25 protein-coding genes and 1 tRNA gene are annotated in these 24,829 nt (G+C 57.7%); 18 read left to right on the forward strand and 8 right to left on the reverse strand.

Annotation, left to right across the window (positions count from 1 at the left end):
- Positions 1-36: 36 nt before the first annotated feature.
- The 4 genes from ACI5KX_RS13900 (at position 37) to ACI5KX_RS13915 (ending at position 2,845) form a co-directional block, all read left to right on the forward strand.
- A complete protein-coding gene (locus tag ACI5KX_RS13900; protein WP_406811251.1) occupies positions 37-507 on the forward strand; it encodes a hypothetical protein in 471 nt (156 codons plus the stop codon).
- A 29-nt stretch (positions 508-536) separates the two neighbouring features.
- On the forward strand, positions 537-1,484 hold the full coding sequence (ribD, locus tag ACI5KX_RS13905; protein WP_406811252.1) for a bifunctional diaminohydroxyphosphoribosylaminopyrimidine deaminase/5-amino-6-(5-phosphoribosylamino)uracil reductase RibD: 948 nt from the start codon (positions 537-539) through the stop codon (positions 1,482-1,484).
- An 8-nt stretch (positions 1,485-1,492) separates the two neighbouring features.
- Entirely contained in the window at positions 1,493-2,116 is a 624-nt protein-coding gene (locus ACI5KX_RS13910) for a riboflavin synthase (protein WP_406811253.1), read from the forward strand.
- Positions 2,117-2,296: 180 nt separating this feature from the next.
- On the forward strand, positions 2,297-2,845 hold the full coding sequence (locus ACI5KX_RS13915) for a septal ring lytic transglycosylase RlpA family protein (RefSeq protein WP_406811254.1): 549 nt from the start codon (positions 2,297-2,299) through the stop codon (positions 2,843-2,845).
- Between the two features lie 48 nt (positions 2,846-2,893).
- Here the strand turns inward: ACI5KX_RS13915 and ACI5KX_RS13920 are convergent, their stop codons facing one another.
- A complete protein-coding gene (locus tag ACI5KX_RS13920) occupies positions 2,894-4,069 on the reverse strand; it encodes an aromatic amino acid transaminase (RefSeq protein WP_406811255.1) in 1,176 nt (391 codons plus the stop codon).
- 93 nt (positions 4,070-4,162) lie between these two features.
- The gene (locus ACI5KX_RS13925; RefSeq protein WP_406811256.1) at positions 4,163-5,068 is read right to left on the reverse strand and encodes a DUF1134 domain-containing protein; all 906 of its coding nucleotides are present in this window, start codon (positions 5,066-5,068) and stop codon (positions 4,163-4,165) included.
- 301 nt (positions 5,069-5,369) lie between these two features.
- On the opposite strand from ACI5KX_RS13925, the gene ACI5KX_RS13930 reads away from it, so the two are divergent.
- The 6 genes from ACI5KX_RS13930 to ACI5KX_RS13955 all read left to right on the forward strand — a co-directional run bounded on the left by ACI5KX_RS13930 (position 5,370) and on the right by ACI5KX_RS13955 (position 9,134).
- A tRNA-Ser gene (locus ACI5KX_RS13930) sits at positions 5,370-5,462 on the forward strand.
- Positions 5,463-5,600: 138 nt separating this feature from the next.
- Positions 5,601-6,803 carry a tyrosine-type recombinase/integrase gene (locus ACI5KX_RS13935; protein ID WP_406811257.1) on the forward strand — a complete coding sequence of 401 codons (1,203 nt, stop codon included), beginning with the start codon at positions 5,601-5,603 and terminating at the stop codon, positions 6,801-6,803.
- Positions 6,796-7,359 (forward strand): hypothetical protein, encoded by a 564-nt coding sequence (locus ACI5KX_RS13940; RefSeq protein WP_406811258.1) that lies wholly within the window; start codon positions 6,796-6,798, stop codon positions 7,357-7,359. Before ACI5KX_RS13935 ends, ACI5KX_RS13940 begins: the two co-directional genes overlap by 8 nt.
- A gap of 71 nt (positions 7,360-7,430) precedes the next feature.
- The gene (locus ACI5KX_RS13945; RefSeq protein ID WP_406811259.1) at positions 7,431-7,622 is read left to right on the forward strand and encodes a helix-turn-helix domain-containing protein; all 192 of its coding nucleotides are present in this window, start codon (positions 7,431-7,433) and stop codon (positions 7,620-7,622) included.
- Complete coding sequence (locus ACI5KX_RS13950; protein WP_406811260.1) at positions 7,615-7,920, forward strand: hypothetical protein; 306 nt, start codon at positions 7,615-7,617, stop codon at positions 7,918-7,920. Before ACI5KX_RS13945 ends, ACI5KX_RS13950 begins: the two co-directional genes overlap by 8 nt.
- On the forward strand, positions 7,917-9,134 hold the full coding sequence (locus ACI5KX_RS13955) for a DUF3631 domain-containing protein (protein WP_406811261.1): 1,218 nt from the start codon (positions 7,917-7,919) through the stop codon (positions 9,132-9,134). The genes ACI5KX_RS13950 and ACI5KX_RS13955 overlap by 4 nt, the downstream gene beginning before the upstream one ends.
- 290 nt (positions 9,135-9,424) lie before the next feature.
- Here the strand turns inward: ACI5KX_RS13955 and ACI5KX_RS13960 are convergent, their stop codons facing one another.
- Complete coding sequence (locus ACI5KX_RS13960) at positions 9,425-9,769, reverse strand: MoaF-related domain-containing protein (protein ID WP_406811262.1); 345 nt, start codon at positions 9,767-9,769, stop codon at positions 9,425-9,427.
- Between the two features lie 361 nt (positions 9,770-10,130).
- On the opposite strand from ACI5KX_RS13960, the gene ACI5KX_RS13965 reads away from it, so the two are divergent.
- The 3 genes from ACI5KX_RS13965 to ACI5KX_RS13975 all read left to right on the forward strand — a co-directional run bounded on the left by ACI5KX_RS13965 (position 10,131) and on the right by ACI5KX_RS13975 (position 13,408).
- On the forward strand, positions 10,131-10,661 hold the full coding sequence (locus ACI5KX_RS13965; protein ID WP_406811263.1) for a hypothetical protein: 531 nt from the start codon (positions 10,131-10,133) through the stop codon (positions 10,659-10,661).
- Between the two features lie 368 nt (positions 10,662-11,029).
- Positions 11,030-12,328 carry an MFS transporter gene (locus tag ACI5KX_RS13970; RefSeq protein ID WP_406811264.1) on the forward strand — a complete coding sequence of 433 codons (1,299 nt, stop codon included), beginning with the start codon at positions 11,030-11,032 and terminating at the stop codon, positions 12,326-12,328.
- A gap of 606 nt (positions 12,329-12,934) precedes the next feature.
- The gene (locus tag ACI5KX_RS13975) at positions 12,935-13,408 is read left to right on the forward strand and encodes a hypothetical protein (RefSeq protein WP_406811265.1); all 474 of its coding nucleotides are present in this window, start codon (positions 12,935-12,937) and stop codon (positions 13,406-13,408) included.
- A 26-nt stretch (positions 13,409-13,434) separates the two neighbouring features.
- On the opposite strand, the gene ACI5KX_RS13980 is transcribed toward ACI5KX_RS13975, so the two are convergent.
- The gene (locus tag ACI5KX_RS13980) at positions 13,435-13,890 is read right to left on the reverse strand and encodes a hypothetical protein (protein ID WP_406811266.1); all 456 of its coding nucleotides are present in this window, start codon (positions 13,888-13,890) and stop codon (positions 13,435-13,437) included.
- A 165-nt stretch (positions 13,891-14,055) separates the two neighbouring features.
- Positions 14,056-14,901: a trypsin-like serine peptidase gene (locus tag ACI5KX_RS13985; protein WP_406811267.1), complete on the reverse strand. Its 846-nt coding sequence runs from the start codon at positions 14,899-14,901 to the stop codon at positions 14,056-14,058.
- 734 nt (positions 14,902-15,635) lie between these two features.
- On the opposite strand from ACI5KX_RS13985, the gene ACI5KX_RS13990 reads away from it, so the two are divergent.
- Both ACI5KX_RS13990 and ACI5KX_RS13995 read left to right on the forward strand, forming a co-directional pair.
- Complete coding sequence (locus tag ACI5KX_RS13990; protein WP_406811268.1) at positions 15,636-16,655, forward strand: choice-of-anchor tandem repeat GloVer-containing protein; 1,020 nt, start codon at positions 15,636-15,638, stop codon at positions 16,653-16,655.
- A 1,434-nt stretch (positions 16,656-18,089) separates the two neighbouring features.
- On the forward strand, positions 18,090-18,326 hold the full coding sequence (locus tag ACI5KX_RS13995) for a hypothetical protein (protein WP_406811269.1): 237 nt from the start codon (positions 18,090-18,092) through the stop codon (positions 18,324-18,326).
- Positions 18,327-18,337: 11 nt separating this feature from the next.
- Here ACI5KX_RS13995 and ACI5KX_RS14000 read toward each other — a convergent pair whose 3' ends face one another.
- Positions 18,338-19,147 carry an amidohydrolase family protein gene (locus ACI5KX_RS14000; protein WP_406811270.1) on the reverse strand — a complete coding sequence of 270 codons (810 nt, stop codon included), beginning with the start codon at positions 19,145-19,147 and terminating at the stop codon, positions 18,338-18,340.
- Between the two features lie 72 nt (positions 19,148-19,219).
- Here ACI5KX_RS14000 and ACI5KX_RS14005 point away from each other — a divergent pair, with 72 nt between their 5' ends.
- Positions 19,220-19,648, forward strand: coding sequence for a MarR family winged helix-turn-helix transcriptional regulator (locus tag ACI5KX_RS14005; protein ID WP_406811271.1), 429 nt, complete (start codon positions 19,220-19,222; stop codon positions 19,646-19,648).
- 336 nt (positions 19,649-19,984) lie between these two features.
- On the opposite strand, the gene ACI5KX_RS14010 is transcribed toward ACI5KX_RS14005, so the two are convergent.
- Together ACI5KX_RS14010 and ACI5KX_RS14015 are read right to left on the reverse strand one after the other, a co-directional pair.
- On the reverse strand, positions 19,985-20,515 hold the full coding sequence (locus ACI5KX_RS14010; RefSeq protein ID WP_406811272.1) for a group 1 truncated hemoglobin: 531 nt from the start codon (positions 20,513-20,515) through the stop codon (positions 19,985-19,987).
- A gap of 10 nt (positions 20,516-20,525) precedes the next feature.
- Positions 20,526-21,401 (reverse strand): DUF3034 family protein, encoded by an 876-nt coding sequence (locus ACI5KX_RS14015; RefSeq protein ID WP_406811273.1) that lies wholly within the window; start codon positions 21,399-21,401, stop codon positions 20,526-20,528.
- Between the two features lie 86 nt (positions 21,402-21,487).
- On the opposite strand from ACI5KX_RS14015, the gene ACI5KX_RS14020 reads away from it, so the two are divergent.
- On the forward strand, positions 21,488-22,105 hold the full coding sequence (locus tag ACI5KX_RS14020; RefSeq protein ID WP_406811274.1) for a methylamine utilization protein: 618 nt from the start codon (positions 21,488-21,490) through the stop codon (positions 22,103-22,105).
- Between the two features lie 26 nt (positions 22,106-22,131).
- A complete protein-coding gene (locus tag ACI5KX_RS14025; RefSeq protein ID WP_406811275.1) occupies positions 22,132-24,411 on the forward strand; it encodes a putative bifunctional diguanylate cyclase/phosphodiesterase in 2,280 nt (759 codons plus the stop codon).
- The last annotated feature ends 418 nt before the right edge of the window (positions 24,412-24,829 follow it).

Raw genomic sequence — 24,829 nt, forward strand, 5'->3', positions numbered from 1 at the left:
TGGCGTGCGCCCCCATGCCGCCCTATATTGCCGCGCATGTCTTCCCTGTCCCGCTTCAACCCGAAAACCGGCTTCGTCGATTTCTGGCACGAATTCCGCAAGCCCAATCCCTTGCGCGTGCCTATCCTCCTCGCATCGATGGTCCCGTTCGGAGTGATCCTTTTCTGGCTGTCTTCGGAAACGGTCTACAAGGATCCCGACCGGCCGACGATCACCTACATCACCACCTTCGATCCTAACCGCACCGATGAAGAGATCATGGCCTCGAACCTCGAGAACCAGGAGATCAAGGAACTGCGCGAAGCCGAAGAGGAACGCCTCGCCGAGCGCAAGCGCAATCTCTACAAGGCGCTGGGCGCAGCGGCCGGGATGGATGTCGACCAGATTGCCGCCGAAGCCGATGCCCGGCGTGCTGCGGAAGAAGCGGCCGAGGAAGAACGGCGGGCGGAGATGTTCGGTCGCACCGGTGACGGCGACCAGGCCGAGTCCGAGGAATCGACGCCATAGCGGTTTCCACTCCAGGCGACCGCGACTGGATGGCCGCGGCGGCGCGCCTCGCGTCGCGCGCGCGCCCGAGCAGCAGGCCCAATCCCGGCGTCGGTGCCCTTTTGGTCCGCGAAGGCCGCGTCTTGGCCCGTGGCTGGACGCAGACCGGAGGCCGACCGCACGCCGAGGCGATGGCTTTCGAGCAATTTGAAGGCGATGCGACAGGTGCGACGCTCTATGTGACGCTCGAACCCTGCGCACACCAGTCGAGCCGTGGCCCTGCCTGCGCGGACACTATCGCCGATGTTCGCCCGGCCCGGGTCGTGATCGGCCAGCACGACCCCGATCCGCGGACCGCAGGAAAGGGCATCGAGAGGCTTCGCGCTGCCGGGATCGCAACCGAAGTGCTTGATGACGTTTCCTCGGCTACCAGCCTTGCCGGCTATCTTTCCGCCAAACGCAGGGGGCGTCCGCACGTCACCCTGAAACTCGCCATATCGCTCGACGGTTGTATCGCCCTCGCCGACGGAACGAGCCAATGGATCACCGGAGAGGTCTCGCGCGCTCATGTCCATGCGCAGCGCGCCCGAAACGATGCGATCCTCGTCGGCGGAGCCACCTGGCGTGCCGACCGACCGCGCCTCGATGTGCGTCTGCCGGGCCTCGAAGCCCGCAGCCCGCAACGTTTCCTGCTGACGCGCGGCGTAAAGCCCGACGGGATCTCGATTATCAATCGACCCGACCAGATCAGCGAGATGGAAAGCATGCAGTATCTCTATGTCGAGGGCGGCAGCGAGACTGCGGCGAGCTTCCTCAAAGCCGATCTGGTCGACGAGTTGCACCTTTACCGCGCCCCGATCCTGATCGGGGACGGTTTGCACGGAATCGGCGGGCTGGAACTTGCCGACCTTGCCTCGGCGCATGACCGCTGGACGCTGACCGAGCGCCGCCAGCTTGGCAGCGACGAATTCACCGCCTATCTGCGGACGCGAAACTAGGAGCAGGCATGTTCACCGGCATCGTTACCGCCATCGGCACAATCAGGAGCACCGACCAGCGCGGGGACCTGCGCGCCCGCATTTCAGCTCCGCTCGATCCCGCCGAGATCGACATCGGCGCTTCGATCGCATGCTCGGGCGTGTGCCTGACAGTGGTCGATCGCGGAGGCGAGACCGACGATGCGTGGTTCGATGTCGACATTTCATCCGAAAGCGTCTCGCGCACCGTGCCGGGCATGTGGAGCGAAGGCCGCAAGCTCAACATCGAACCTTCGCTTAGGGTCGGCGACGAGATCGGCGGCCATATCGTCACCGGCCATGTCGATTCGATCGGCGAGGTCGTGAAGGCCGAGCAGGTGGGCGACAGCTGGCGCCTCGCGATCCGAGCGCGCGCCGAAATGGCTCCCTTCATCGCCGAGAAGGGCTCGATCACGGTCGATGGCGTCTCGCTCACGGTCAACGATGTGCGCGATCGTGAGGACCGGACCTGCGATTTCATGCTCAACATTATCCCGCACACCGGCGCGGTGACGACTCTGGGCGCGCTAAGGGAAGGCGACAAGGTCAATCTCGAGATCGACGTGCTGGCCCGCTACCTCAAGCGGATGCAGGGTCTGGCGGCTGCCGGCTGACCAAACCCTTCGAGCCCCTGGTCAACGCAAGATTAGCACTTGGCCATGAAACAAGATTTCGCTCGTCGGACACGTCTTCGAACATCCTGACAAAGCCCGACTTTCTCGGAACTTCGATTACTCCATGCCTTTGAATAAGGTATGGAAAATCAATTCAATTCGACCGATTCTGTACACGCGATGCCGAGCCGCCGAGCGCGATTGCGCGAGTTCATGCAGCTCAAATCGCAGCGCCGCTCGCTGGTGTTTCTGTCCGGCGCGCTGGGCGTTCTTTGTTTGATTTTCGGAAGCGTCCTATGGTCGGAACGCGCGTCTCCCGACTTCATCAAGCTTGGAGTAGGCAAGGCAAGTGTCGAAGCCCAGCCGATCGCGATGTTCGAAAGCGTTTCGGTTCAATCCGAAGCGGTTGCACCAAAGCCATCACCTTCAGCTTCCGACATGGGGGTGGGCGAAGCGAGCTATTATGGGCCCGGTTTCGAAGGAAATCTGACGGCCAATGGCGAGATCTTCGACCCCGGGCAATTGACAGCTGCTCACCGCACCTTGCCGATGGGCAGCCGTGTGCTGGTGACCAATCCGCGCAACGATGAAAGCGTCGTTGTGCGCATCAACGACCGCGGGCCCTATCACGGCAATCGCGTGATCGACCTGTCCGTAGCCGCAGCGCGGGAGATCGGCCTGATCCAGTCGGGCACCGGACAGGTGCAACTCGCGCTGATCGTTGCCTGAACGAACGCAGGTTTCGGATGCAAGGCTGACGCCCCGGGCGGGGCGGACCTAGCCCGTCACCTCGGCAATCGCGTTCACGAATTTTTCGATATTGCCCATCGTCAGGCCGGCGATGTTGATGCGGCCCGAGCCCGCCATGTAGATGCCGTGGTCTTCGCGCAGCTGCGCAACCTGCTCTTTGCTCACCGGGAGGACCGAGAACAGCCCGTTCTGGGTTCCCAGGGGAGCCAGGTCGACGCTGCCTGCGACACCCGCCTCGGCAAGTGTATCGCGCACCTGGCGCATGCGGTTGCGCATCTGTTCGAGTTCATCCTGCCATTTCAGGGTCAGTTCGCTGTCGCGCAGGATCAGCCGCACCGCCGCCGCACCGTGATCGGGCGGCATCGACCAACTCGCGCGCGCCAAAGCGTTCGCATTCGAAAACGCCTTGTCGAGCGTCTCCTGCCCATCGGCGAGAATGTAGAACGCGCCCACACGGTCGCGATACATCCCGAAATTCTTGTCGCAGCTGTAGCAGATGAAGGCCTCGGGGACTTTCGCCAGCACGCTGCGAAGCCCGGCAACATCTTCGTCCAGTCCATGCCCGAGGCCGTGATAAGCGGTGTCGATGATCGGGAAAATGCCCGTTTCGACGATGGCATCACCGATCACATCCCACTCGGCACTCGAATAATCGATCCCGGTCGGGTTGTGGCAGCAGCCGTGGAGCAGAACGCCCTCGTCCGGTGCTGCGCCGCGAATGGCACTCAGCACTGCCTCGACATTGGCCGTGCCGTCCGGGTTGGCGTGCTCGAACGGCACCATTTCGAGGTCGATGTCGCCCAGGATCTGGGCATGGTTGGGCCAGCTCGGTGTGCCCATGTGCAGCTTCGTCATCCCGGCTTTCTGTGCGAGTGCCACGGCCAGCCGCACAGCACCGGTACCACCCGGCGTCTGCATGCCTGCAAGCCTTCCACCCATCGTCGCGTTTTCACCGAAGATGTAAGGCATCAGCGCGTTGACGAAGCCGATGTCGCCTTCCGGCCCGAGATAACTCTTCGAATCCTGTTCATCGACGAGGATCTGCTCGGCCGCCTTGATCGCGGCAAAAACCGGTGTGTCCCCCTGTCCCGTGCGATAGACGCCGACACCAAGGTCGATCTTGTCGGGCCGGTCATCGGCCGCGTGCATCTTGATCAGCGCAAGCAGCGCGTCGGGCGATTGGGCTTCGAGTCGGTTAAGCATGGTGGGTGTCAGATGCCGCGCGCGGGCCCGCACCGCAACCGCCTTTTGCAAACCAACAATAATTGGCCGCTCTTCGGCGGCTTTCGAACGACCTCAGAAGGGCAACCAGCGCTGCTTCTTCGAGAATTTCATATAGCCCGCATTGACACCCAGACGAACGCCTGCGCCCATGCGGACCGGGATCAGCACGACATCGCCTTTGCGCATGTAGCTCGCATGGAGGCCGCCGATCAGATAGGCTTGGCCCTCGCCTGCGGGATAGCGGGTGAACAGGTCTTCGGTGTCGAACAGGTTGTAGACCAGCACGAAGGTGTTGGCCGCGTTGGCCCCGGCATCGAGCCCGATAGAGGGCCCCGTCCAGTAGACTTTCCGCTCGCCTTCGACCTTGTGATAGAGCGTACCGGAGCCATAGCGAGCGCCGACTATGAAGGCTCCTCCGGCTTCGCGTCCGACAATATATCCGTTCGGTTCGCCCTGATCCTTGAGGAGATCCTGGATGAGCTTGGCCAGCCCTTCGGCACCCTTGCCGAAAACGCCCTCTGCCGCCCCGATCAGATCATCTTCGCCGTAAGTCTGCGAGCTGGCATCGGCCGAAGCAACCGTCTGTCCGTCCATCTGGGCTTGAGCGGCTTCTGTCCCGTCGGCCATCGTGTCGGCCTGCTCCGGCTCCTCCGAATAGATCGAGAATTCGTTGCCGAACCCTTCAGGCCCGCTGGTCTCGACCTCGGCCGGCCCGGGAGTGTCTGCCGGAACCGGCTGCGGACCGGAAAGCGGCGGGGCTACCGTCGGCGACGTGGTTCGATCCGGTTGCGCCAGATCTGCATCGATCACGCCGCTGGACGCACCTTGCTGCTGCGACGTGGCATAGGCTTCGTCAGGATCGAAGGATTCAAGTTCCTGTGCGGCTGCGGGAGCGGCGATGAGTGAAGCCGCGCCGATCACCGCGAAAACTCTGCGCGAAAGGCCGGAAAACCGTCGGGCAATGGTGTTCAATTTCATGGCTTTTTCCCTTCAGCCTCCAGCGGCGCGCGCTCGCAACACTGCACCACACACCAGAATCCTTTATCCTCGGTTCGGCAAGCATTGGCGCGGCGAACCGAATCGAAAACGCGACGAGGCGAATCCGCTTTCTGGTGAAGGCGTTAAGGCTGTCCGGCTGAACCGCAGGCGAACATCGTATGCAGGCGATTGCAGGACGCCATGCGCCGAGGCGTTTTTTGTCGGAAGACACCTTGCCGCGTTGACGATGCCCCATTATAGCGCGCGGCTCACAGCCAAGTCGCGGATTGCGGCGCCATGCGGAGACGTGGGTGAGTGGCTGAAACCAGTCCCCTGCTAAGGGACCATACCGTTTATAGCGGTATCGAGGGTTCGAATCCCTCCGTCTCCGCCATTTTCCTGTTTTCTAACGTCGCTCAGCGTCCAATTAGGCGTTAGAAAACAGATATATCCCAACGCCTTCTGTTTACAGGTGTCGCTCCCTGTGTTCTGATGTTGCCACACAGTTACCGATATTGTGGTGGAACAAGTGGTGGGACTGACAGCCCTTCAGATCAAGAATGCCAAGCCTGGCATGCACTCGGACGGCGCAGGATTGTATCTGTGCGTGAAGGAAGGTGGCACCAAAAGCTGGATCTTTCGCTTTCAGCTTGCCGGTCGCAGACGGGAAATGGGCCTCGGCTCGCTGGATGTTTTGAAGACCGTGGAGGCTCGCGAAGAAGCAGGTAGGCTCAAATCGCTGGTCTCGAGAGGCATTGATCCCATTGAGCAACGAAACGCGGACAAGGAAGCTGCTGCCTCCCAGCAATTGACTGAGGCGATCGAGCGCACACGCTCGGAAATGACATTCCGGAAGGCCGCCGAGCATTACATCGAGAACCGCAAGGCCGGCTGGAGCAACCCCAAGCATGCCCAGCAGTGGGCCAACACGCTCAAGACCTATGCCTATCCTGTCATTGGCGCTCTGCCGGTGGCCGGTGTCCGGGCAGAGCATGTCATCAAGATCCTGCAACCGATCTGGAGCACGAAGTCGGAAACAGCCTCTCGCGTTCGCATGCGGATCGAAGCGGTGCTTAATGCTGCCAAGACGATGGGCTGGCGCGAGGGTGAAAATCCTGCGGTCTACAAAGGCGGACTGGATGCCGTGCTGCCACCGATCAGCAAGGTGCAGAAGGTCCAGCATCATTCGGCGATGCCTTTTTCAGATGCGCCCCGATTCATGGAGCAATTGCGCGAGAAGACCAACATGGGAGCATTCGCGCTTGAGTTCGCTATCCTGACGGCAGCGCGCTCTGGTGAAGTTCGCCATGCGACATGGGATGAGATCGATCTGGAGGCCGGATTATGGACGATCCCTGCTGAACGCATGAAGGCGCGCAAGGAGCATCGAGTGCCGCTGAGCGAGGCAGCGATTGCCTTGCTGGAGAGCGTCCCCCGGCTGGCCAACTCAAATCTGGTCTTTCCAGGTCAGCGAGGAAAGCCGCTATCCGATATGACACTGTCGGCTGTGCTCAAACGAATGGATCTCGCAGAGTTTACCGTGCACGGGTTCCGCTCGACCTTTCGGGACTGGGCCGCCGAGACTACCGACCACTCCGGCGAGGTGGTCGAGATGGCTCTGGCGCACACCATCGGCAGCCGCGTCGAAGCCGCCTACCGGCGCGGTGATCTGCTCGACAAGCGCCGAGCACTGATGGCGGATTGGGCTGATTATCTCGGAGGATACGATGGCTGAAAGCATGCAGGACCGGCTTCGCCGTCGCGTGGAAGAAGAATTTGACCAGCTAAGACGCGACATCGCTTTGCGCAATCGAGAGGCTGTTGTCTTGTATGTGCGGAAAAGGCTTGAAGACTTTCGCAAGATTGGTGGCGCCGATGACATCAAATATGCAGTTTTTGACCTTCTCCTTCGGCTAGATAGATTGAGCGCAGATAGCCTTGTTCGCGACCTCTCCGATGAACAGACGCATTTCATTACTCGGAAGTGGCTCTTGGATAATCGTGATAGTGGCTCAGATGCGGTCGCAGCTGCGATGGACCGGCTGATTGGGGGTGAGCGCTTTCCCAAAACGAAGCGAGGTCCCAAGGAAAGGACTGATCCGTTCTACCGCTTACTCGCGATAGAGACTGCAGAAATTCTGCATGAGGCGGGCCTCCCTCTTTATGCGAATGAGGGCAATACGAGGTTTACCGCAGCCGAGGTGATCGCCGAAGCCATAGGAACTGACGGCGACCGCCCGATTTCGAAAAGTCTGGTAAGAGATTGGATTTCTTCGGACATTAATTCGTAGAAAAGCTGTCCTATCGTAAGCAAATCCGCAAGCGCAGTTTGGTGTCCATGCAGTCACGAAAGGACACCGCCATGCAATCTCTTGCACTCTCGATCGCCGACACCTGTTCAGCGCTAAGCCTGAGCAGGTCCAGCGTTTACAAACTCATAAATGCCTCCAGGCTTCGCACACTCAAGATAGGCACCCGCACGCTTGTCACGATGGAAAGTATCGAGGCGCTCCTGAAGGAGGCAGGACATGCTCAGGCGCGCGGCCATGATTGAAGCCAAAGACCTCCATTTATCCAAGCAAGTGTTGCACTTCTTTCCTGAAGCTGAAGGCGAAGAATCGGTGCATCGCATCGCTTTACTGAAAGCCTGCGATTACGCTGGGATGATACGCTGCAAGCCGATTGGTGAGATAGCGCGACACCACGCAATCGACGCGCAAGATGCGGCATACCACTTCTTCTACAACGCGCACGCTACAGTGCAGCAACTCAAGCTGGCAGTCGCTTATTGCCGCCACCTTGCTCAGGCCGCTTTCATCGCCGAGCACATTGACCCGGAGGTGTGGCAATGACTGACACGCCCACAGATCTATTCCGCGAAATTCACGCGTATCTTAGAAAGTTCATTGCTTACCCGAGCGAACACGCTGCGATAGCGCACGCGCTTTGGATTGCGCATACGCACGCAATGGACGCATGGGAGAGCACGCCGCGTATAGCCTTCCTCTCGCCCGAACCTGGCAGTGGAAAGACACGGGCGCTCGAAATCACCGAGAACCTTGTGCCACGACCTGTTGAAGCGGTGAATGTCACACCAGCTTATCTATTCCGCAAGGTGGCTGACGAGGATGGCAGGCCGACAATTCTGTTTGATGAGATAGACACAGTTTTCGGACCGCGCGCCAAAGACAACGAGGAAATACGTGGGCTGCTCAATGCAGGCCATAGACAGGGCGCTGTAGCTGGCCGCTGCGTTGTGCGCGGAAAGCAAGTGGAGACTGAGGAAATCCCCGCATATTGCGCTGTAGCGCTCGCTGGGTTGGATGATCTGCCCGACACAATCCGCACGCGCTCAATCATCGTCCGAATGCGGCGGCGCGCACCTGATGAACAGGTTGAGCCATATCGACGCAGGCTTCACGCGCATGAAGGCCATGAACTGCGAGACAGGCTGGCGGCATGGGTGGCTGGCAATGGACGCACGCTTCGCAACGCGCTGCCAGAAATGCCGCCAGAGATTGTGGATCGCGACGCTGACGTATGGGAACCATTGTTTGCGATTGCCGACCTAATTGGTGGAAGCTGGCCAGCACAGGTTCGTGTGTCGGCTGTTACGCTTGTTACGCTTGCTAAGGCAGGCACTCCTAGCCTCGGTATCAGACTGCTTTCTGACTTGAGGAAGGTGTTTGAAGATCACGAACAGCTAACCACAACTGACATACTGGATGCCCTGAATTGCATGGATGAAGCCCCTTGGGGCGACATCAGGGGTAAGCCTCTGGATGCGCGCAGGTTGGCACGGCGCTTGGCTAAGTATGATGTAAAGCCAAAGACCATTCGAATGTATCAAGGCTTGGGTGGTAGTAGTAAGACCGCCAAGGGTTATTCGCGCGATGACTTGCATGATGTCTGGCAGCGCTATCTACCTAATGAACCAGCTTTAGGTTCCCCCCACTATGGAAGCGTAACAAGCGTAACAAACGGCACAGCAACCAATGATGACGCGGGCTGGATAGGTGAAAGTCCTGCGCACACGCGCACACGATTGGGCGTGTCGCAAGTCTGAACTTCAGCACGATTGGACAGCATCACCCGACAAACGGGAGCCTTGGTGGCTCGTGCAGCCACACCCACTGTCACAGCCCTTAGCGCCGGGACAGGGGGACAGTATAAATCGCGGGTCCTTTCGTGCCGCTCCCGGGGTGGGTAGTTCGAAGCACGATCATTCAGATGCTTGAGATTTTTCTCAATTCGACAATTAGTCTTGAATGACCGCTAGCGGTGGCCTCTCCATCATCGTCGGAGGTCCGCATATGGGTGGAATGCGGACATCGCGATCTATGATCAGCTTTAGTCTTATAACTCCTCGGCCGAGTTTATGGTCGCGCTATCAAACAGCACTTGCTCGTCATCAGTCGCGTAGGCGGCCAGCACAGAACTACAGGCAAAGTTGTTTTTCAAATCGAGATACAACGTGACGAAGCCACGAGTTTCTGGCTCATGCCAATTTACAAAAAACTGTCCTTCGCCAACCTGGCGCGCACGGTAGTCAAAACCTTCGCCTGATTGCCCTTTGTGAGGGCCTTCAATCCATTCAAAGCTAAGCTTTCCGGAATTGAACTGCACTGTTACCGTGCCCATTCCAGCGTAGGTGTAATTCAGTCGTTTCCCATCGAGCGCCTTTGTCAGCTGTTCGCCCATCCTTTGATCTCCCCAGAGTTCGCACCACTCGAAGCGCGAAGCGTGCCACGGCTATGTTGGCAAAGCAAAACGCAACGTGCGCACCCTCATCCTCTGGGCAGCGTTTGGTAACCGCTACCGCTAGCCCTTAGGTCAGGCTTTGGGTGGAAAGCGGACAATCTGCTCGGAATATTCAGTCAGAGTTTGAGCATCTCCAGCACTCTGGATCGAGGCTTCCCCAAACAGAAACAATTCTCGATCGCCTCCAGGTCTGCCCCATCCACGCCGTTTGTGGCGGCCAAGCTAATTTGCGATCAATCGACTATCTCTCTATCACTGCGTCATATCTGTTTGAAAATCACATGAAAAGGAGCTGCCAATCTTGCCATATTCCGCTCTATTCAGCCCAGAGAATGTACCCAAAAGAAAGAGAAGCAGCATAATCGCTTTTCCTGTTCTCGTTTTCCTCGCCGCCTGTGGCGGTGAGAATCCGGACGCTGGCGAGAATGAATTGAACGACGCCGAAGGAAGCTCAGCCGAGATTGCACAAGATCGTCAAATTCCCGGCAACAGTGATCCGTCTGTAGGTACGAGCTCTGGCGCGGAGCAGAGCAATCCACGTTTAGTTCATGTCCAGATGGTCGCTCCCCAAAATGGCGACAAGGACCTGATCCTGTTTAGTCAGGCAGTGGAAATCAGTGATATGGAACTGCTGCAGCTTTCCAGCAAGCTGACCATGTGGATGCGCGAAGAGCGCCCTCAGTATGGCGCAACCACTTATAATGGCTCAGTTTCGGCGGTAGGCGAGCAGAAACTTGCTCAGCGGCTTGACGAAAAGAAAGCCGAGCTTGAGAAGGAAGGCCATACCGTGGAGATGGTGGAAATACCTATCGAGACCATGTTGGGACGATAGGGCGCAGGTGAAACCTCGATAGTGAGGCGTTCGTGACGCATTTTCGAGCTTTCAAGCGCCATTCCTACTTCGAACCTAGGGTTGGAAGGCAGTCAGACACTTGTGGCTAAGTGCACGCTAAAGTCGACGGTCTATACCTAGCTGGAAATCCAACGTCGTTGTAGGGCTGTTCGTGGGTCGTGACCCGACCAGCCGCTTTCGGCTGGCATCCAACGAAAGCCGCCGGTCCGCTCTCAGGATTGCGTCCTAGTGCTCTATAGGGCCGCTAATTGGGTGGGAAGCGGACAAACTACTCTTAGCATGACACCGTCCTGATCAGATCAGCAGGACTAGAATATCCGGACGCATCTTCTAGCATCCCCTGCGGTATGAAGGAGGTCCTGATCAACTCACTCCGGCTGCGACTTGCAGCCTTCTTCGTGCTGTATTTCTCCCAGGGCCTGCCTTTGGGCCTCCTCGGCCCTGTCGTTTCCGCTTGGTTGGCAGCCAATGGCGCAAGTGCCGGTGACATAGCTCTCGTGGGCACTGCCACTAGCCTGCCGTGGGCACTCAAGTTTCTTCTCGGTTTCGTTATTGACCGCTACACTTTCCTGCCGATGGGACGCCGCCGGATCTGGATCATCGGCGCCCAATCGCTAGTCATGATGGTTCTCATCGTTGGTGCGGTCCTGTCGCCAACTGCCAGCGATATTCATCTTATCGCCGCGCTCGGTTTCTCCATCAACATGTGCACGTCGATCCATGATGTCGCTGTTGATGGCCTCGCCGTTGACATATTGGAGGAAGAGGATCGCCCGAGGGCGAGCGCATGGATGTTCGGCGGTCAAGCACTTGGGGCAGCCGTTGCAGCCGTCGCTGGGGGGCTAGTGGTGACCAACTGGGGGATCAGCCCCGCGCTTCTGGCCATCGCTTTCTGGTTCGCAGGCGCAATGTTCTTCGTGGTGCGGGTCCGCGAGCGCGAAGGCGAGCGAGGTCTCCCTTGGGAATCGGGACAAGCCCATCCTGCCAACGAACAGCACAAGGAAATTCTATGGCGAACAGTTCTTGGCTCTGCATTCAGAGCGCTTGTCGCGCCTGCGAGCCTGTTGTTCCTGCTGGTCGCTTTGGTCAAGGGGTTCCAGATGGGCGTGTTCGGGGGCGCTGCTCCCTTGATCGCCACCGGATCATTGGGCTGGGAAGCAGATGAGTTCGGCGTCCTCGCAGGAGCAGTAACGATCATAGCTGCGCTGTCGGGAATGATTTTGGGCGGCAGGCTGGGGAATCGCTTCGGCCCCGCACGATGCCTCCTCGCGATCCTGACGATATTTCTCGTTCTCGATTTTGTTGCCGTAAGTGGTCTGTTGAATTGGGAATCGCAGGTTGCAGTCATTGGCTTTGCCGTTGCCTGGGTTATCAGCGACGTTTTAATGCTGATCTTCCTGGTCGCTGTCGCAATGTCTTTGTGTGACAAGAGAGCAGGTGCTGCCCAGTTCACCATCTACATGGCCCTAGCAAATCTCGGAACTGTCGCGGGCGCGGCAAGTGTGGGCCTTTCCGACCCGTTGGGTGGACCGCCAATGCTCTTCTCCCTCACACTCTTGGCACATGTGCTTGCCGCATGCGTCATGATACTCTTGATCAAGTCGCAGTTCCGGAAGGCGGGCACTGCGAAGCCTGCCGCAGCGTGAGATGTCACCTTGCCTGAAGTTCTCGGGATTGTCGGATCAATCGCTGACCGGATGTGACTGCGTCTATGCTGGCCAGCCGCTATTGGGCTTGCCTTAAGATAAACAGCCTGTCCGGTGTCAGGCACGCCTCCGGACCTGTCTAGAGTCTGCTGATGGGTGGGAAGCGGTCGTTGCATTTTGGCAAGGTAGAGCTATCCAAGACTGGTGGCGAAGATAGATCTCACCCTCCTGATAGTCGGAACTTTGCTGAGCCTGTTTGGCGCGATCATTTTGATTGATCTTTTTGCTGCTATACCGACCGAGGCCTGTGGGAGCGGCAATTCATCATCTAGCTGTTACCCTTGGGGCTCTGAGGGGCCAGCCGCAGAATATTGGAGATACCAAAGCAAGAGCGTTTATCTTGCGAGCGGCTTCATATTAGCAATGGCGCCGCTTCTTACGACAGCATCGCTTGTTCCAAGTTTCACCCAAGGCCGACCTTTATCCCGCTCTCATCGAATATTTGTGGCGCTAGCGTTCGCAGCGACGCTTACTCTCGCGTTCTCTTGATCCCTACTTCCGCAATTGGGTGGAAAGCAGTCGAATATGGGGCTACTCTGCTACTTGATGCAGAGCGAGCTTTGTTACGAAACCTCCAAGCCGAAAACGGTTGGCTACTTTGTGTTTTCCTCTGCAATCTTCGCCATCGGTTTAAGCAACGTATTGCAGATGGGTGAGCTATCGTTCGTTGGTATCCTTGGCCTGATTTTCTTTGGTGCCTGGCCACCCCTCTTTTTGCTCTTGTTCCTGAGACCGTTCCGATTGCGGGTAGATGTTGATGGGTTCTCTTTGTCGGGAGGGACCACCCGGAAATCGTGGCAACGGGGTTGGCGCGAAGTGGGACCATTCTTTGTCGGTAAGCTTTTCGAGATAGGTCGTTGGCCACTTCCAGCCATCAAGATGATTCAATTTGACCAACCCTTCGAGCAGCGGAGACTCTCAAGAACGGGAGGCTTGCCGATGCTCTGGGCATTCGATGGATCTGTCGACGAGATGGTCGACGAGTTGAATGCATATAGGAAGAAAGCCCTGTCGGCTTAATGTTCGAAATTGGATGGGAAGCGGCCTCAGAAGTCGAAAACTACTCTAGCGTCATCTGCACTCGATCGCTTCACATTGTTTTGTATGGATTCCCGCGAAGGAAATCGAAACCTTCTTCTGAGCCATTTATCAACCGGCAAGCCCGAGGCTTCACCGGCCATGGATTCCAATTCACTCGGTGAAGCGCGATCGTCGAGAGCCTTGAGCCAAAATCGACAAAATATGGTTAGATATTCGTCGTTGGGTGACCGAACTTTCTCGATCAACCCCAGGCAATGACTAAACCGCTGATACGCTTCGGTGCTTCGTCCCTCCAACACACACAATATGGCGTCGGTTGCCACCACATGAGCGTGAAAACCAGGATCGTTCGCATTTGAACGGTCCATCCATTTTCTGGCCTTATCTAGGTTTTGACGATCGAAGAAGTATCCTGCGATCAGATATAGGACAAAACCCCTGATGCCATGTAGCCATTGCATTTGCCGAACATAAGGAAATCCGCAACGTCCGCAATTGGGTCGTCAGCGGTATGTCCGGTTTCGGCTCGTCACTTAGCGAAACGGCCAGTCGACTTTCAGGATGCTGCCTGGAGCGATTCACCGGCAGCTATTGGGTGGGAAGCAGCCTCTTCAGCTTTTCTGACGCTAACGCCCGCCGAAAACCTTCTTGCTGCTTATCATTTGCGATATTGACGGAACCTTACTTCCGCTAGCCGCAACCAGTTCTGGTCCGATTTTCAAACCAATATTAAAGTTACCGGTTCCGTCCGCGGTGTTAATTGCAAAAACGAAAGGCCTCCCGTCAATATCGATCAAAATAGGCGACCCGGAACTACCAGGTCCAGTGTCGCACGCATGACGAATAATCGATTTACTAGTTTTCGCATTTTTAATCTTGCAGTCGATTGCTATCGTTTTTTGGTAGGGATTTTGATTAGACCCAGAATACCCAACAGTATACGAGCGGTACAAGTTCGATATTTCGCTGGATCTGAGCCAAGATGGAGTCGGTTGAGCAAAGTCTAACGGTACAGCGGTTATGGGAGCCGCTTCTTTTAGCCGCAGCAAAGCCCAATCGCGGTGGTCGGGCTGGCTAGCAGAATCTTTCCAGCCGCTAGCTATTTCCTCAAAAGGGCTCGCGAAAAATACTTGAGATCCAGTCGGATTCCTAAGAAGAAAAAGGCAATCTGAAGAGTTGAAAGTCGCCTCAATTACGTGTTTTTCCTTAAATGAGAACCTATAATGGGCAACAGTGACGACCATCCTATTGTTCATGGCGATAAAGCCGGTACTTTCGACGCCCCCCTCATCATTTTTACATTGGATTGACCCAATTCCTCGAAATTGCGTCTCCTCATCCGGCTCAAGGTTATACCGCATATCCTGCTGTTGCTCGCCCGGTTCCAGCACGATCTTCCCAAGTGCCTGAGTTGAAAGGATCGAAATAGCTGATGGTATAGAAAGAGCCAGGACGCGATACTTGGACGGCATATTCTGCTCCGATACCTGAGTTCTGCTCCGATGCTTAAGGTCTCAGTCTTAATAGTATCCGAAGAGCCGAACGGCGGCAAATGGGTCGTTAGCAGACCAGCCGCTTTCGGCTGGCATCCAACGAAAGCTGCCGGTCCGCTCTCAGGATTGCGTCCTAGTGCTCTATAGGGCCGCTAGTGGGTGGAGAGCAGATGGTCTGGTTTTGGAAATGGACACCGAGAAAGCAGACGCGTTCACCTTCAGGCGGTCGTGACTGCAAAAGGCCCGATCATCAACCTCAAACAGCAATCGTATCTCAAGCGTAAAATCTTGTTGTCAAAACGAACGTTTCGATGACGGGGCGATTGATCACAAGCTTTTGCTGATATAGGGAGCGTGAAAATACAATGAAATCAGGCTATTCGATGAGACCCAAAACCCAAATCACTTTAGCTCTCGTTTTGGTCCTAACCGGGTGTGGTGGAGGAGACTCATCCCCTCCGCCGTCAAGTGTGGCGACGCCGACGCCCAGTCCAACGCCGACGCCCAGTCCAACGCCGACGCCAACTACCTTTAGCCTGAGTTACGAACACGCTTTCGGTGTCGATCAGCCCAATCTTAGCGGTCCCGCAGGCCCCATCATCCTAGTATCGGATGGCAATTACTATGGGCTAGCTAGAGCTTCTGACCGACAGTGTCGCCCCATCGCGCCGATCAGTTGTGGAGGCATATTCCGGTATTCGCCTTCCGAGGGCGTGACGGAGTTTTTTAAATTCGGCGAAACCGACACTGATGGCTACTTGCCAACAGGGCAGTTGATTCAGGCTTCCGATGGCTATCTCTATGGAGTTACGCAGAACGGGGGTGCGTTCGGCGGCGGTGGCACGGTGTTCAAGATATCGTTGAATGGAGACTACACTCAGCTTCATTCGTTCGGTAATGGCGAGTTTGACGGGGATACCCCGTCGGGCGGGCTTGTGGAAGCCGCGGATGGCAATTTCTATGGTGTGACCACGTCAGGGGGTGATAACACTTGCTCAGAAATCCCTAGCGGCGTTGGAAATTGCGGCACAATCTTCCGCATGTCGCCCAGCGGTGAAACGCAAATCATGCACTCGTTTGGTGATCCAGCCAAAAGTGACGAGGGCGTATCGCCTGATGGGCCACTCGTTCAAGGGGCTGATGGAAGCCTATACGGGGTTACGCAGGGCCGTGGAGAGAATGGTTTTGGGACCATTTTTAAGATGTCGCTTGATGGAGAGGTTGAGCATTTCTTCTCGTTCGGTCCACGAGGCGACCACCCGGGTGCGCCGCAAGGCGGTCTCATGCGCGCGAGCGATGGCAACATCTACGGCTCGACCAGTGGCGGCGGCCTCGGACTGTGTGGAAGCCGCGGTTGCGGGACGATTTTCCGCATTTCATCTGGCGACGAAGTGACAGTGATCTATACATTTGGCCTGGTCGACGGAACGAGCGACGGGCGAGGCCCGGACGGTTTCTTGACTGAGGGCCGCGATGGAGCGCTTTACGGCTCGACCTTGCGCGGAGGAAGTGTAGATATCAATGGCGGGACGATCTTCCGTGTCACCAAAGCGGGCGAAAAAACGACATTGGCGAGTTTCGGTCCGTTTCTTGACAAGCCGACCCAGCCATATGGAGGACTCGTCGAAGGACCGGACGGCGCTCTTTTTGGAACAACAGAAAGCGGCGGCAATGACCTTTGTCAGGGCGCACGATGCCCGCTTGGCGCCCTCTTTCGATATGGTCCGGAGTGACCCTTCTGATGTGAGATGCCGATAAGCATCGCCATGGGGTTCTCGCGCGTTCCGGCGCGAGAATCTTAATCGTATGGGGCAGGAGCAGCCACTCGATCCATACGAACGCTGCTTCAGTGTTTCACTTCGGAGCTTAACGTACTCGCTTGTCCTTGGGACGCCAGCCACAACTCGCCCCTTTTTAAGACTTTCGTCTGCTTCTGCTGCCGAATTGCTCAAAGCATACCGTCTGATTTCAGCCCAAAATTCACGTCATGAAGGATCGGCGCAAACTACGTCAGCTTTTCAGAAACAAAACGCTCCCTATTAATGGCCGAGATTGGGTCGCTAGCGGAAAGTCCGCTTTCAGCCTGTCACGCACCGAAGCGGTCAGATGGCTTTTTCGAAATGCCAGTCGAAGGCAAGCATTCCTAGGTTGCGGATAAAGACCGCGAGGGTATCGCCTTTCCCTATCGGTTTTCTAGAAAGGTGGCACGGACAGCCAGACGTTTTGCAACAAGAGATGACTGCCCGCACCGCAGTGCCGTCTGCCAGACATTGGTAAATGATCGATCAACCACTTGATTGGAGCAAGCTGAAGCGTTTGGGTCATTGAAGTGGCGGGACAAACGGTGGGACAATTGCCCTAGATTGCGTATTCCAGAGAATATCACTCTAGTTATCAAGAGTTTGGGCTTCTTCTCTGGCTCCCTCCGTCTCCGCCACCCACCCCCGGCACTTTTCACTGGTTTCAGGGCCCACCGCAACGCAATTAGAACAGGCGGGGTTTCGCGGTCCAATCGGTAAGGGTCGCACCAATCCGGCGGCATTCCGAGGTGCCGTCCTAGCCAGGCGAACATCAACTCAGTTTTTCCGAATTTCCCCGCCAAACAGAGAAGAGCAGGGGAATTCCACAGATTCGAGGCCCAAACAGGCGATTTTGGGCGATCCCCGCCCATTTTTTCTGAAGGAAGGTCCTTATTTTGGTGGCTTATGTGCCGGAAAACGGGGCCTCCCTGTTCTTCGCCGGAACAGTGTATTTACTCGGCAAAACAGGGAAAGCCTGTTTCGCCAAATCCAAGCGCCTTGCTTTGCTACGACCATGCCAGCGAGAATGCGATCTTCTTGAACGTCTCCAGGTTGAGATGAAGCGGCTAGCTCCCCGCGAGGATCGCTCGCTGAATTTCAGGCGCGAGGAAAGGGAGCCGCAGGATATTGCGGTCGTAGGGAGAACTGGGAGCGGTATCTAGGACGGCAGCCCGCGTTCTGTAAGCAGCATGGCATGCGCCTTACGCAGCGCGGCGATCGGCACCGGGATCTGGCTGTGGTGGTCGCGAAGTCGCTGACACTATCTTCTGCTTGCTGCCGCGCATTGCGAACCGGATAGGCAGCACGATGGTGAGCGTGTCTGAGGTGCACTCAAGGATCGACTCGTCATCGGCAAGCCGAACCGCAATGCTTGCCGCTCGTGATGCATCAAGTGCGATCTGCAGCCCACGCTCGTTCAGAGAGGCCGAGCGGATCGTATCGACCGGCGAGGCCGACGCGATCGCCATCGCCCGAGGGATGCTTTACGATCCGCGCTGGCCGTGGAGAGCGGCCTACAAGTTGGAAGCGGAGCCGACCTTCCCCCCTCAGTATGAGCGCGCATTTGCGCTGGGCTATCCTGAAATGTTCCATGCGTCGAACTGAGCGGCGAGGGGCTAGAGCCCGAAAACTTTCCTCGCCGTGCCGCCCAGGAATGCGTTTTCTTCGGTCTCCGAAAGACCAAGACTGGCCAGATCGGCGAGGCAATCTGCCGGTGCCAGCATTGGCCAGTTGGTGCCGAACATGACGCGCCCCCTGCCGATCCCCTTCATGAAATCGACGAAAGCCGGGGGAAACCGGCGCGCCACATAGGCCGACGTGTCGACGTAGAAGTTCGGGAATTTGATCGACAAGCTCACGAGTTCGTCGATCCAGGGAAAGCCAAGATGACCGCCGACGATCTTGAGATCCGGAAACTCGAGCAGAACATCCTCAAGATAAGGAATGGGTCGACCGGTTTCCGAGCGCAACAACGGACCGGTATGCCCAATTTGCGTGCATAGCGGCACGCCCAACTCCGCACACGCGGCATAGATTGGATAATATCGTCGATCATTGGGGGGAAGGTCCCACAGCCAAGGGACGATGCGTACCCCAACGAAACCGTATTCGGTAATCCACGTTCGCACCTCGCGAGCGGCGTCTCCAGGCCGGCGGATATCCGCGCTCGCAAGTCCTCTGAAGCGGTCCGGTGCCCGCGCCACCTGATCGGCCACAATCTCGTTGGATATCAGCGGGCCGCTCGGGCCGTACCACGCCGAGAGAAGAGAAAGGTCTATCTCTGCAGCATCCATTGCCGCAATCGTTTCCTCGACACCCTCGGTTTGTGACGGGTCGGTTCTGCCCGTCCAGCGGTTGAGGGTCGCAAGCCACGGGGCAGTCGCCATCTCCGGGGTAAGGATCTGGCTCCAAACATCAATGCGCATGAAAGCTCCTTCCAACCAATGCTTAAGTACTGAAGTATATGCAATCGCGGATCCGTGCAATAGGCATGGCTGATGTCGTCGAAGCAGTCGCGAACCTATTTCCAAATCCAGCGCACCGCAGCTCTTTTGCAGCGGGCTGCAGACGCAGCGCTTCTGGAAGCTGCCGGCGTAACGGCTGCGCAGGCGGCTGTGCTGACGATCGTGGAAACCCTTGGCTCGGCCAAGCAAAAGCAATTGGCGGAGATCCTCCATCAGAACGAATCCGCAATCACCCAGATGGTTGCAAAGCTGGAGGGGCAAGGTTTGGTCGAACGAGCAGTCTCGCCCTACGACCGCCGGATTAAAGAGGTGCGGTGCACGCAGAGTGGTAGGCAGGCTCGGGATGAGGCGGAACGCGCGTTCAATTCAATCAATCTTGATCTTGATGAAGCCCTTGGTGCAGAAAGCCGGGAGTTTCTCGAGCAGTTGCAGCGCATCCGCGCAATCTTCCCAAAAAAATAAGGGAGCGGGTTTGCTCGACCTGAATTCGCATTTCCAACCAGAAGCGGACACAGCCGATTGATGGCGGCTCAGCCCGATCACAGCCATGGCTTTTGCGCCGGGGGGATGCACCTATTGGCGAGCAATTCCGGTAACCGCACTGCAACCAAGAACACGATCGCAAAATTCTCTGTGCTTGCGTCCATAGGCTCCGCTCCAGCATCGGTCAGGCGCGGTCAACGGAACTGCCGATCTTCCACGGGTGGTTAGCAGGTCGTCTATTCTTGGAAAGCGGCCAGCCCAGCAAAGAGCGTCGTCGGACGGGTGAGAAGCGAACACCAGCAGCCAGCTTGCACACTACCTCTCCACCACGTCCTTCGACATCGGCGCAAGTTTCGCGAGGAGTCTGTTCTGTGCCGCGAACGGGACCTTCGCCTCGCGCATCGCCGCTTGCAGGTTCTCGACCAGCGCGTTGAGGTCGGCCTTCGTCACGCCGAGGCCATCATGCGAGGTTCGCATATCGCGACCGGAATAGTCGCATCCGGCATTGAGCAGGTAGCAGAATTGCTCACCCAGCGTCCGTTTCAATCGGACCATATCGTGCGAGACAAATATTTCCGCGATGCGGGGATCGGCTTTACTCAATTCGACAGTGCGATCGGCAATGCGCTGGATGCCCTCACGGCCGCCGAATGCCTGTGCGAGGCGTTCGCCGACAAATGGCTCGGCACCGGCGTTGGCGTTGCTTTGTTCGTATGGATCGACCGGAAACTCGCCGGTTTCGGGATCGCGGACGCGCTCCTCGACGCCGAATTCCTTGTCCCAGTCGACATCCTGCGAAGGCGCCTGCTGCAGGACCAGCATCGCCGCAAGAGTGGTGCAAAACATGCCTATGTCCTCAGAATGCGAGTTGGGCGGAGAACAAGGCACCGCGCTGATTTTCAAACGTGGCGATCGATCCGAGATCGACATAGGCTGCGGTCAATGTGACGTTGTCGGTCACCGCATAGGCGGCGAACAGATCGAACCAGTCGTCTTCACCCAGCCCGAGATTGTCCGGCTTCGAGCGCAATTCGGCTCCGACGACGCCTCGGCGCGAAAACTGGTAGGCAACCGATCCTTCGAATTGCAAGCCGTACCCTTCGCCCGATGCACTACCGAAGCCGAGCAGGCCGTTCTGGTTCGCTTTGGTGTAGCGCGCGGTCGTGCTGACGAGCACGCTCTGGCGCAGGAACAATTTGGTTGCGCTGAGCGTGTAATCGGTCCCTTCATCCTCCGCGGCCCCCACTGCGAACGCCACAGGTCCGTCGAGGCTGCGTTTGTACTGGATTCCGAGGCTGACCTGCGGAACGAGCGTTTCGCCATAGACGAGGTCACCGAACAGCCGGACCTTGGCCCCGAATACGTCCTGATTGAGCGTATATCCTTCTCCTAGGCCGAGCGCAGTTCCGACATCGCGCGTGTCGAGGTTCTGCCGTGCGTAGGACAGCTCCACGCGGTTCTTGATGCCGATCGCGACGCCGTGGCTTTGCCAGCCGTAGTCTGGCAACTCGGCAACAGAGACATGGCCCTGTATCCCGATACCGTCGTCCATCTCGAGGCCGCCGATTGTCGCCCAGGCCGACAAGCCGCCGCCGCTGGCGCCTTCGATCGTCGAGACGCCGTTGGTCAGGACCAGCTTGTCAGCCTCGAACCATTCGAGTTCCTGCGCCTGCGCGGTCGAGCCGCAGGCTAGGCTCGAAAGCAGGATTGCTCCGGGAAAAATCCTCTTCATGCCCGCGCTTTAGGTTGGGCATGGTTAAAGGCCCTTTAAGCCTGTGCCGAGGCTTTCTTAAGGTCTTGGAGCTATCGCGTGCCCCCGTGTTCCGTATCCCCCAACTCCTTGCACTCTGCATCCTCGGCACGTTTCTCGCGATCCCGGCTGCGGTCGGACAATCGACAAGCTTGCGCGTGCAGGTCGTCGACGAACGTGGCGTGCCTGTCCGGAATGCGGTGGTTGAGCTGGAGCCCGCAGGTGGATGGTCCGGCACAGTGCGCTTCCCCTGGCGCATGGCCATGGCGCAGAAGAACGAGACCTTCGTCCCCGGGACGCTCGTGATTGCCAGCGGCAGCACGGTCGCCTTCCCCAATCTCGATCGTGTGCGGCATTCGATCTACAGCTTCTCGAAACCGGCGCGCTTCGAAATCGATCTGTACGGTCGCGACCAGACGCGCTCTCATCGGTTTCCGGTCGCAGGGAGCGTCAAGCTCGGCTGCAACATTCACGACGACATGCGCGGATATATCCGCGTCACCGACACGCCCTTTGCGGGAAAAACCGATGCCAACGGCTACATCACGCTTAACGGGATGCCGTCCGGTACCGGGAAACTCACCGTCTGGCACCCCCTGCTCCGCGCACCGGGCAACGAGACGGTGAGTACGGTATCTGTCCGAGGCAGCGGCAAATCCGAGCGCATCAAGGTTCGGCTGCGATGATCGCGCGTTTGCCGAGAATCGGAAACTTGCGTTTCGGGTCGCTGCAATTGCGGATTGCAGTGCTCTATGCCGCCCTGTTCGCGCTTGTGCTGGCGGTGGTCGTGGCGATGGCAGGGAGTGGGCTTACCCGCTTCGGAGAGGCCAGTGCGACGCGGGACATGCAGGCCAATGCGCGGGTGTTCGACGAAATCCTCGAACTGCGCGCGCGGCAGATGCGCGAATCCGCTGATGTGCTCGCCCACGATTTCGGATTCCGCGAAGCAGTCGCGACCGGGGATCGCGCGACCATCGATAGCGCCCTGGCAAATCTCAGATCGCGATCGGAGGCCGACGCCGCTTTCGTGGTCACCCTGGATGGCGCGTTGCTGGCCGCCGGCGACAATCGGATCGGATCGGCGGAGTCGCTCTGGTACAATCTCGACGACGGTCAGCAACGCGGGATCATCGATATCGGAGAAAGCCTATCGCTCGCGGCCGCCTCGCCGATCGAAGCGCCCGACCTGATAGGCTGGCTGGTCCTGGCGCAACCGTTGGACAAGGCCGAACTCTCGCGCCTTACCGAGCTGGCAGCTATCGACATCGAGGCCAACGTGCTTGGTGCCGCGGCCATGCCCGATTGGATGCGCGATGCTCCAAACGGAAAGGTCCTGAAACATGGATCGGACGAACGTTACCTGTATCACGTTTCCGTGCTTCCCGCCCTCTCGGACGGCGTCTCGCCCCGTCTTGTACTGCGTCACTCGTTGACCGGTTCGCTGGCTGAATATGCAGGGCTGCAATGGTTGTTGATCCTGCTGGCATTGGGAGGCATCCTTCTCGTCGTCGGTCTCAGCTGGCGTGTCGCCAAGACGGTCACCACGCCGCTCCAGAAGCTCGACGAGGCAACCCGGCTCATAGGAGAGGGGCGCGATGTCGAGCTGACGATCGAGACCGACGATGAGATTGGGCGGCTGGCCAAGAGCTTCAACCAGATGGTCTACGCTATCGACGAGCGCGAGCGCGAGATCATCCATGTGGGTCTGCACGACGATCTGACCGGCCTGCCCAATCGAAAGCTATTCGTTGATCATCTCGATCGAAAGCTGGCAAGGCTTCGCGAGAGCGAGCAACTAATGGTGGTCTATGGCGACCTGGACAATTTCAAGGTTGTCAATGACACACTGGGGCATCCCAGCGGGGATGCTCTCCTCATCGATGTGGCGAACAATCTGACCGAGCAGCTACCCGATGCATTGATAGCACGCTTGGGCGGAGATGAGTTCGCTCTCCTTGTCGAAATCGAGAAGGGTGCCGACAACCTCGCTTCGGCAGCCGACCGCATCCAGCGCTGCTTCGAACGCTCAACGCTTCTCGATGGGCAACAGACGAATAGCAGCGCCAGTATCGGAATCGCCGTCGCACCGGCGGACGGTGTCGATGGAACAACGCTGATGAAGAACGCAGACCTTGCGCTATATCGTGCGAAGGCGGACGGTAAGAGCACTTACCACTTCTTCGAACCTTCTCTCGACGAGCAAGCGCGCAAACGTCGCCAGACCGAACTCGATCTACGCCAATCGCTGCGCGACGGCGACTTTGAACTGCACTACCAGCCCCTGTTCAACCTCTCGAAGGAGCGGTTCACGGGGTTCGAGGCGCTGATCCGTTGGAACCATCCGACCAGAGGCCTCGTCAGTCCTCTTGAGTTCATTTCGCTCGCCGAGGAAACCGGTCTGATTGTTCCGATCGGAGTGTGGGTGATCCAAGAGGCGTGCCGTCAGGCCATGCATTGGCCAGAAGAGATGTCGGTCGCGGTCAACATTTCGCCCAAGCAATTCTCGCATCCGGGGCTGGCCAGCACGATCCTGCAGGCATTGGCATCGACGGGCCTCGATCCCCGGAGGCTTGAACTGGAGATCACCGAAAGCATCTTCATCGCCGATGTCGATGCGACGCTGGCGACGCTGCACGGCCTCCGCAATCTGGGTGTCCGCATCGCGCTCGACGATTTCGGAACGGGCTACTCCTCGTTGAGCTATCTACGCTCATTCCCGTTCGACAAGGTCAAGATTGATCGCAGCTTCGTCGAGGATCTTGGGCGAACCGGCAATGCCCACGCAGTGGTTCGAGCGATCACAACCCTGGCCGATGCGCTTGGCATGGATACGCTTGCCGAAGGTGTAGAAGAATCAGAGCAACTCGAAGTACTTCGGCGTGAAGGGTGCCGAAACATACAAGGTTACCTGTTCAGCAAACCCATGAGCGCGATCGCCGTCGATGAGATGTTCGTTCGTTGGGACACAAAGGCGAAGTCCGAGGTGGCTTAATCGTGAGTGAGCCTAGGAATGACAAAGACTTCAGGCGATCAAGTTCCGTGGCGGATCGTCCAGTGTAGGAAACTGGGGCGCCACCAGAACTTCCGTGATTGAGCCGCGTGCGGACCGTTCGATTGGGGTCTTGGCATTGCAAAGCGGGCTCTTAGCGGTCGACAGCGCTACGGTCTAACCGAACTCAATTCCTGATCGGTCGCTCGCTGTCTTCTGCCAGAACTGCTCGGCAAACGAGGTGCCGAACTACGCGTTTGACTTGGCTGTGGCGGGCTACACGAAACTGAACTTCGCCGATCCACGCGTTTCTGGCATTGAGGCGCGAATCGAGTTTTGGCTTGAACTCCTAGAGACTCTCCCCCGGTTTGAATGACCGGGAGACTCCAAAGGTCGGGCTTCCGCTCGCCCTTTTTTGTTG

Source organism: Erythrobacter sp. GH1-10, assembly GCF_045363165.1.
Lineage (GTDB): Bacteria > Pseudomonadota > Alphaproteobacteria > Sphingomonadales > Sphingomonadaceae > Erythrobacter.

Coding starts and splice junctions, on each gene's coding strand:
- ACI5KX_RS14000 (WP_406811270.1), bottom strand. CDS start 19,147: ATGCGCATTGATGTTTGGAGCCAGATCCTTACCCCGGAGATGGCGACT.
- ACI5KX_RS13910 (WP_406811253.1), top strand. CDS start 1,493: ATGTTCACCGGCATCGTTACCGCCATCGGCACAATCAGGAGCACCGAC.
- ACI5KX_RS14015 (WP_406811273.1), bottom strand. CDS start 21,401: ATGAAGAGGATTTTTCCCGGAGCAATCCTGCTTTCGAGCCTAGCCTGC.
- ACI5KX_RS13950 (WP_406811260.1), top strand. CDS start 7,615: ATGATTGAAGCCAAAGACCTCCATTTATCCAAGCAAGTGTTGCACTTC.
- ACI5KX_RS13980 (WP_406811266.1), bottom strand. CDS start 13,890: ATGCAATGGCTACATGGCATCAGGGGTTTTGTCCTATATCTGATCGCA.
- ACI5KX_RS13955 (WP_406811261.1), top strand. CDS start 7,917: ATGACTGACACGCCCACAGATCTATTCCGCGAAATTCACGCGTATCTT.
- ACI5KX_RS13970 (WP_406811264.1), top strand. CDS start 11,030: ATGAAGGAGGTCCTGATCAACTCACTCCGGCTGCGACTTGCAGCCTTC.
- ACI5KX_RS13945 (WP_406811259.1), top strand. CDS start 7,431: ATGCAATCTCTTGCACTCTCGATCGCCGACACCTGTTCAGCGCTAAGC.
- ACI5KX_RS13975 (WP_406811265.1), top strand. CDS start 12,935: ATGCAGAGCGAGCTTTGTTACGAAACCTCCAAGCCGAAAACGGTTGGC.
- ACI5KX_RS13900 (WP_406811251.1), top strand. CDS start 37: ATGTCTTCCCTGTCCCGCTTCAACCCGAAAACCGGCTTCGTCGATTTC.
- ACI5KX_RS14005 (WP_406811271.1), top strand. CDS start 19,220: ATGTCGTCGAAGCAGTCGCGAACCTATTTCCAAATCCAGCGCACCGCA.
- ACI5KX_RS13925 (WP_406811256.1), bottom strand. CDS start 5,068: ATGAAATTGAACACCATTGCCCGACGGTTTTCCGGCCTTTCGCGCAGA.
- ACI5KX_RS14010 (WP_406811272.1), bottom strand. CDS start 20,515: ATGTTTTGCACCACTCTTGCGGCGATGCTGGTCCTGCAGCAGGCGCCT.
- ACI5KX_RS13985 (WP_406811267.1), bottom strand. CDS start 14,901: ATGCCGTCCAAGTATCGCGTCCTGGCTCTTTCTATACCATCAGCTATT.
- ACI5KX_RS13960 (WP_406811262.1), bottom strand. CDS start 9,769: ATGGGCGAACAGCTGACAAAGGCGCTCGATGGGAAACGACTGAATTAC.
- ACI5KX_RS13920 (WP_406811255.1), bottom strand. CDS start 4,069: ATGCTTAACCGACTCGAAGCCCAATCGCCCGACGCGCTGCTTGCGCTG.
- ACI5KX_RS13915 (WP_406811254.1), top strand. CDS start 2,297: ATGCCGAGCCGCCGAGCGCGATTGCGCGAGTTCATGCAGCTCAAATCG.
- ACI5KX_RS13995 (WP_406811269.1), top strand. CDS start 18,090: ATGCTTGCCGCTCGTGATGCATCAAGTGCGATCTGCAGCCCACGCTCG.
- ACI5KX_RS13940 (WP_406811258.1), top strand. CDS start 6,796: ATGGCTGAAAGCATGCAGGACCGGCTTCGCCGTCGCGTGGAAGAAGAA.
- ribD (WP_406811252.1), top strand. CDS start 537: ATGGCCGCGGCGGCGCGCCTCGCGTCGCGCGCGCGCCCGAGCAGCAGG.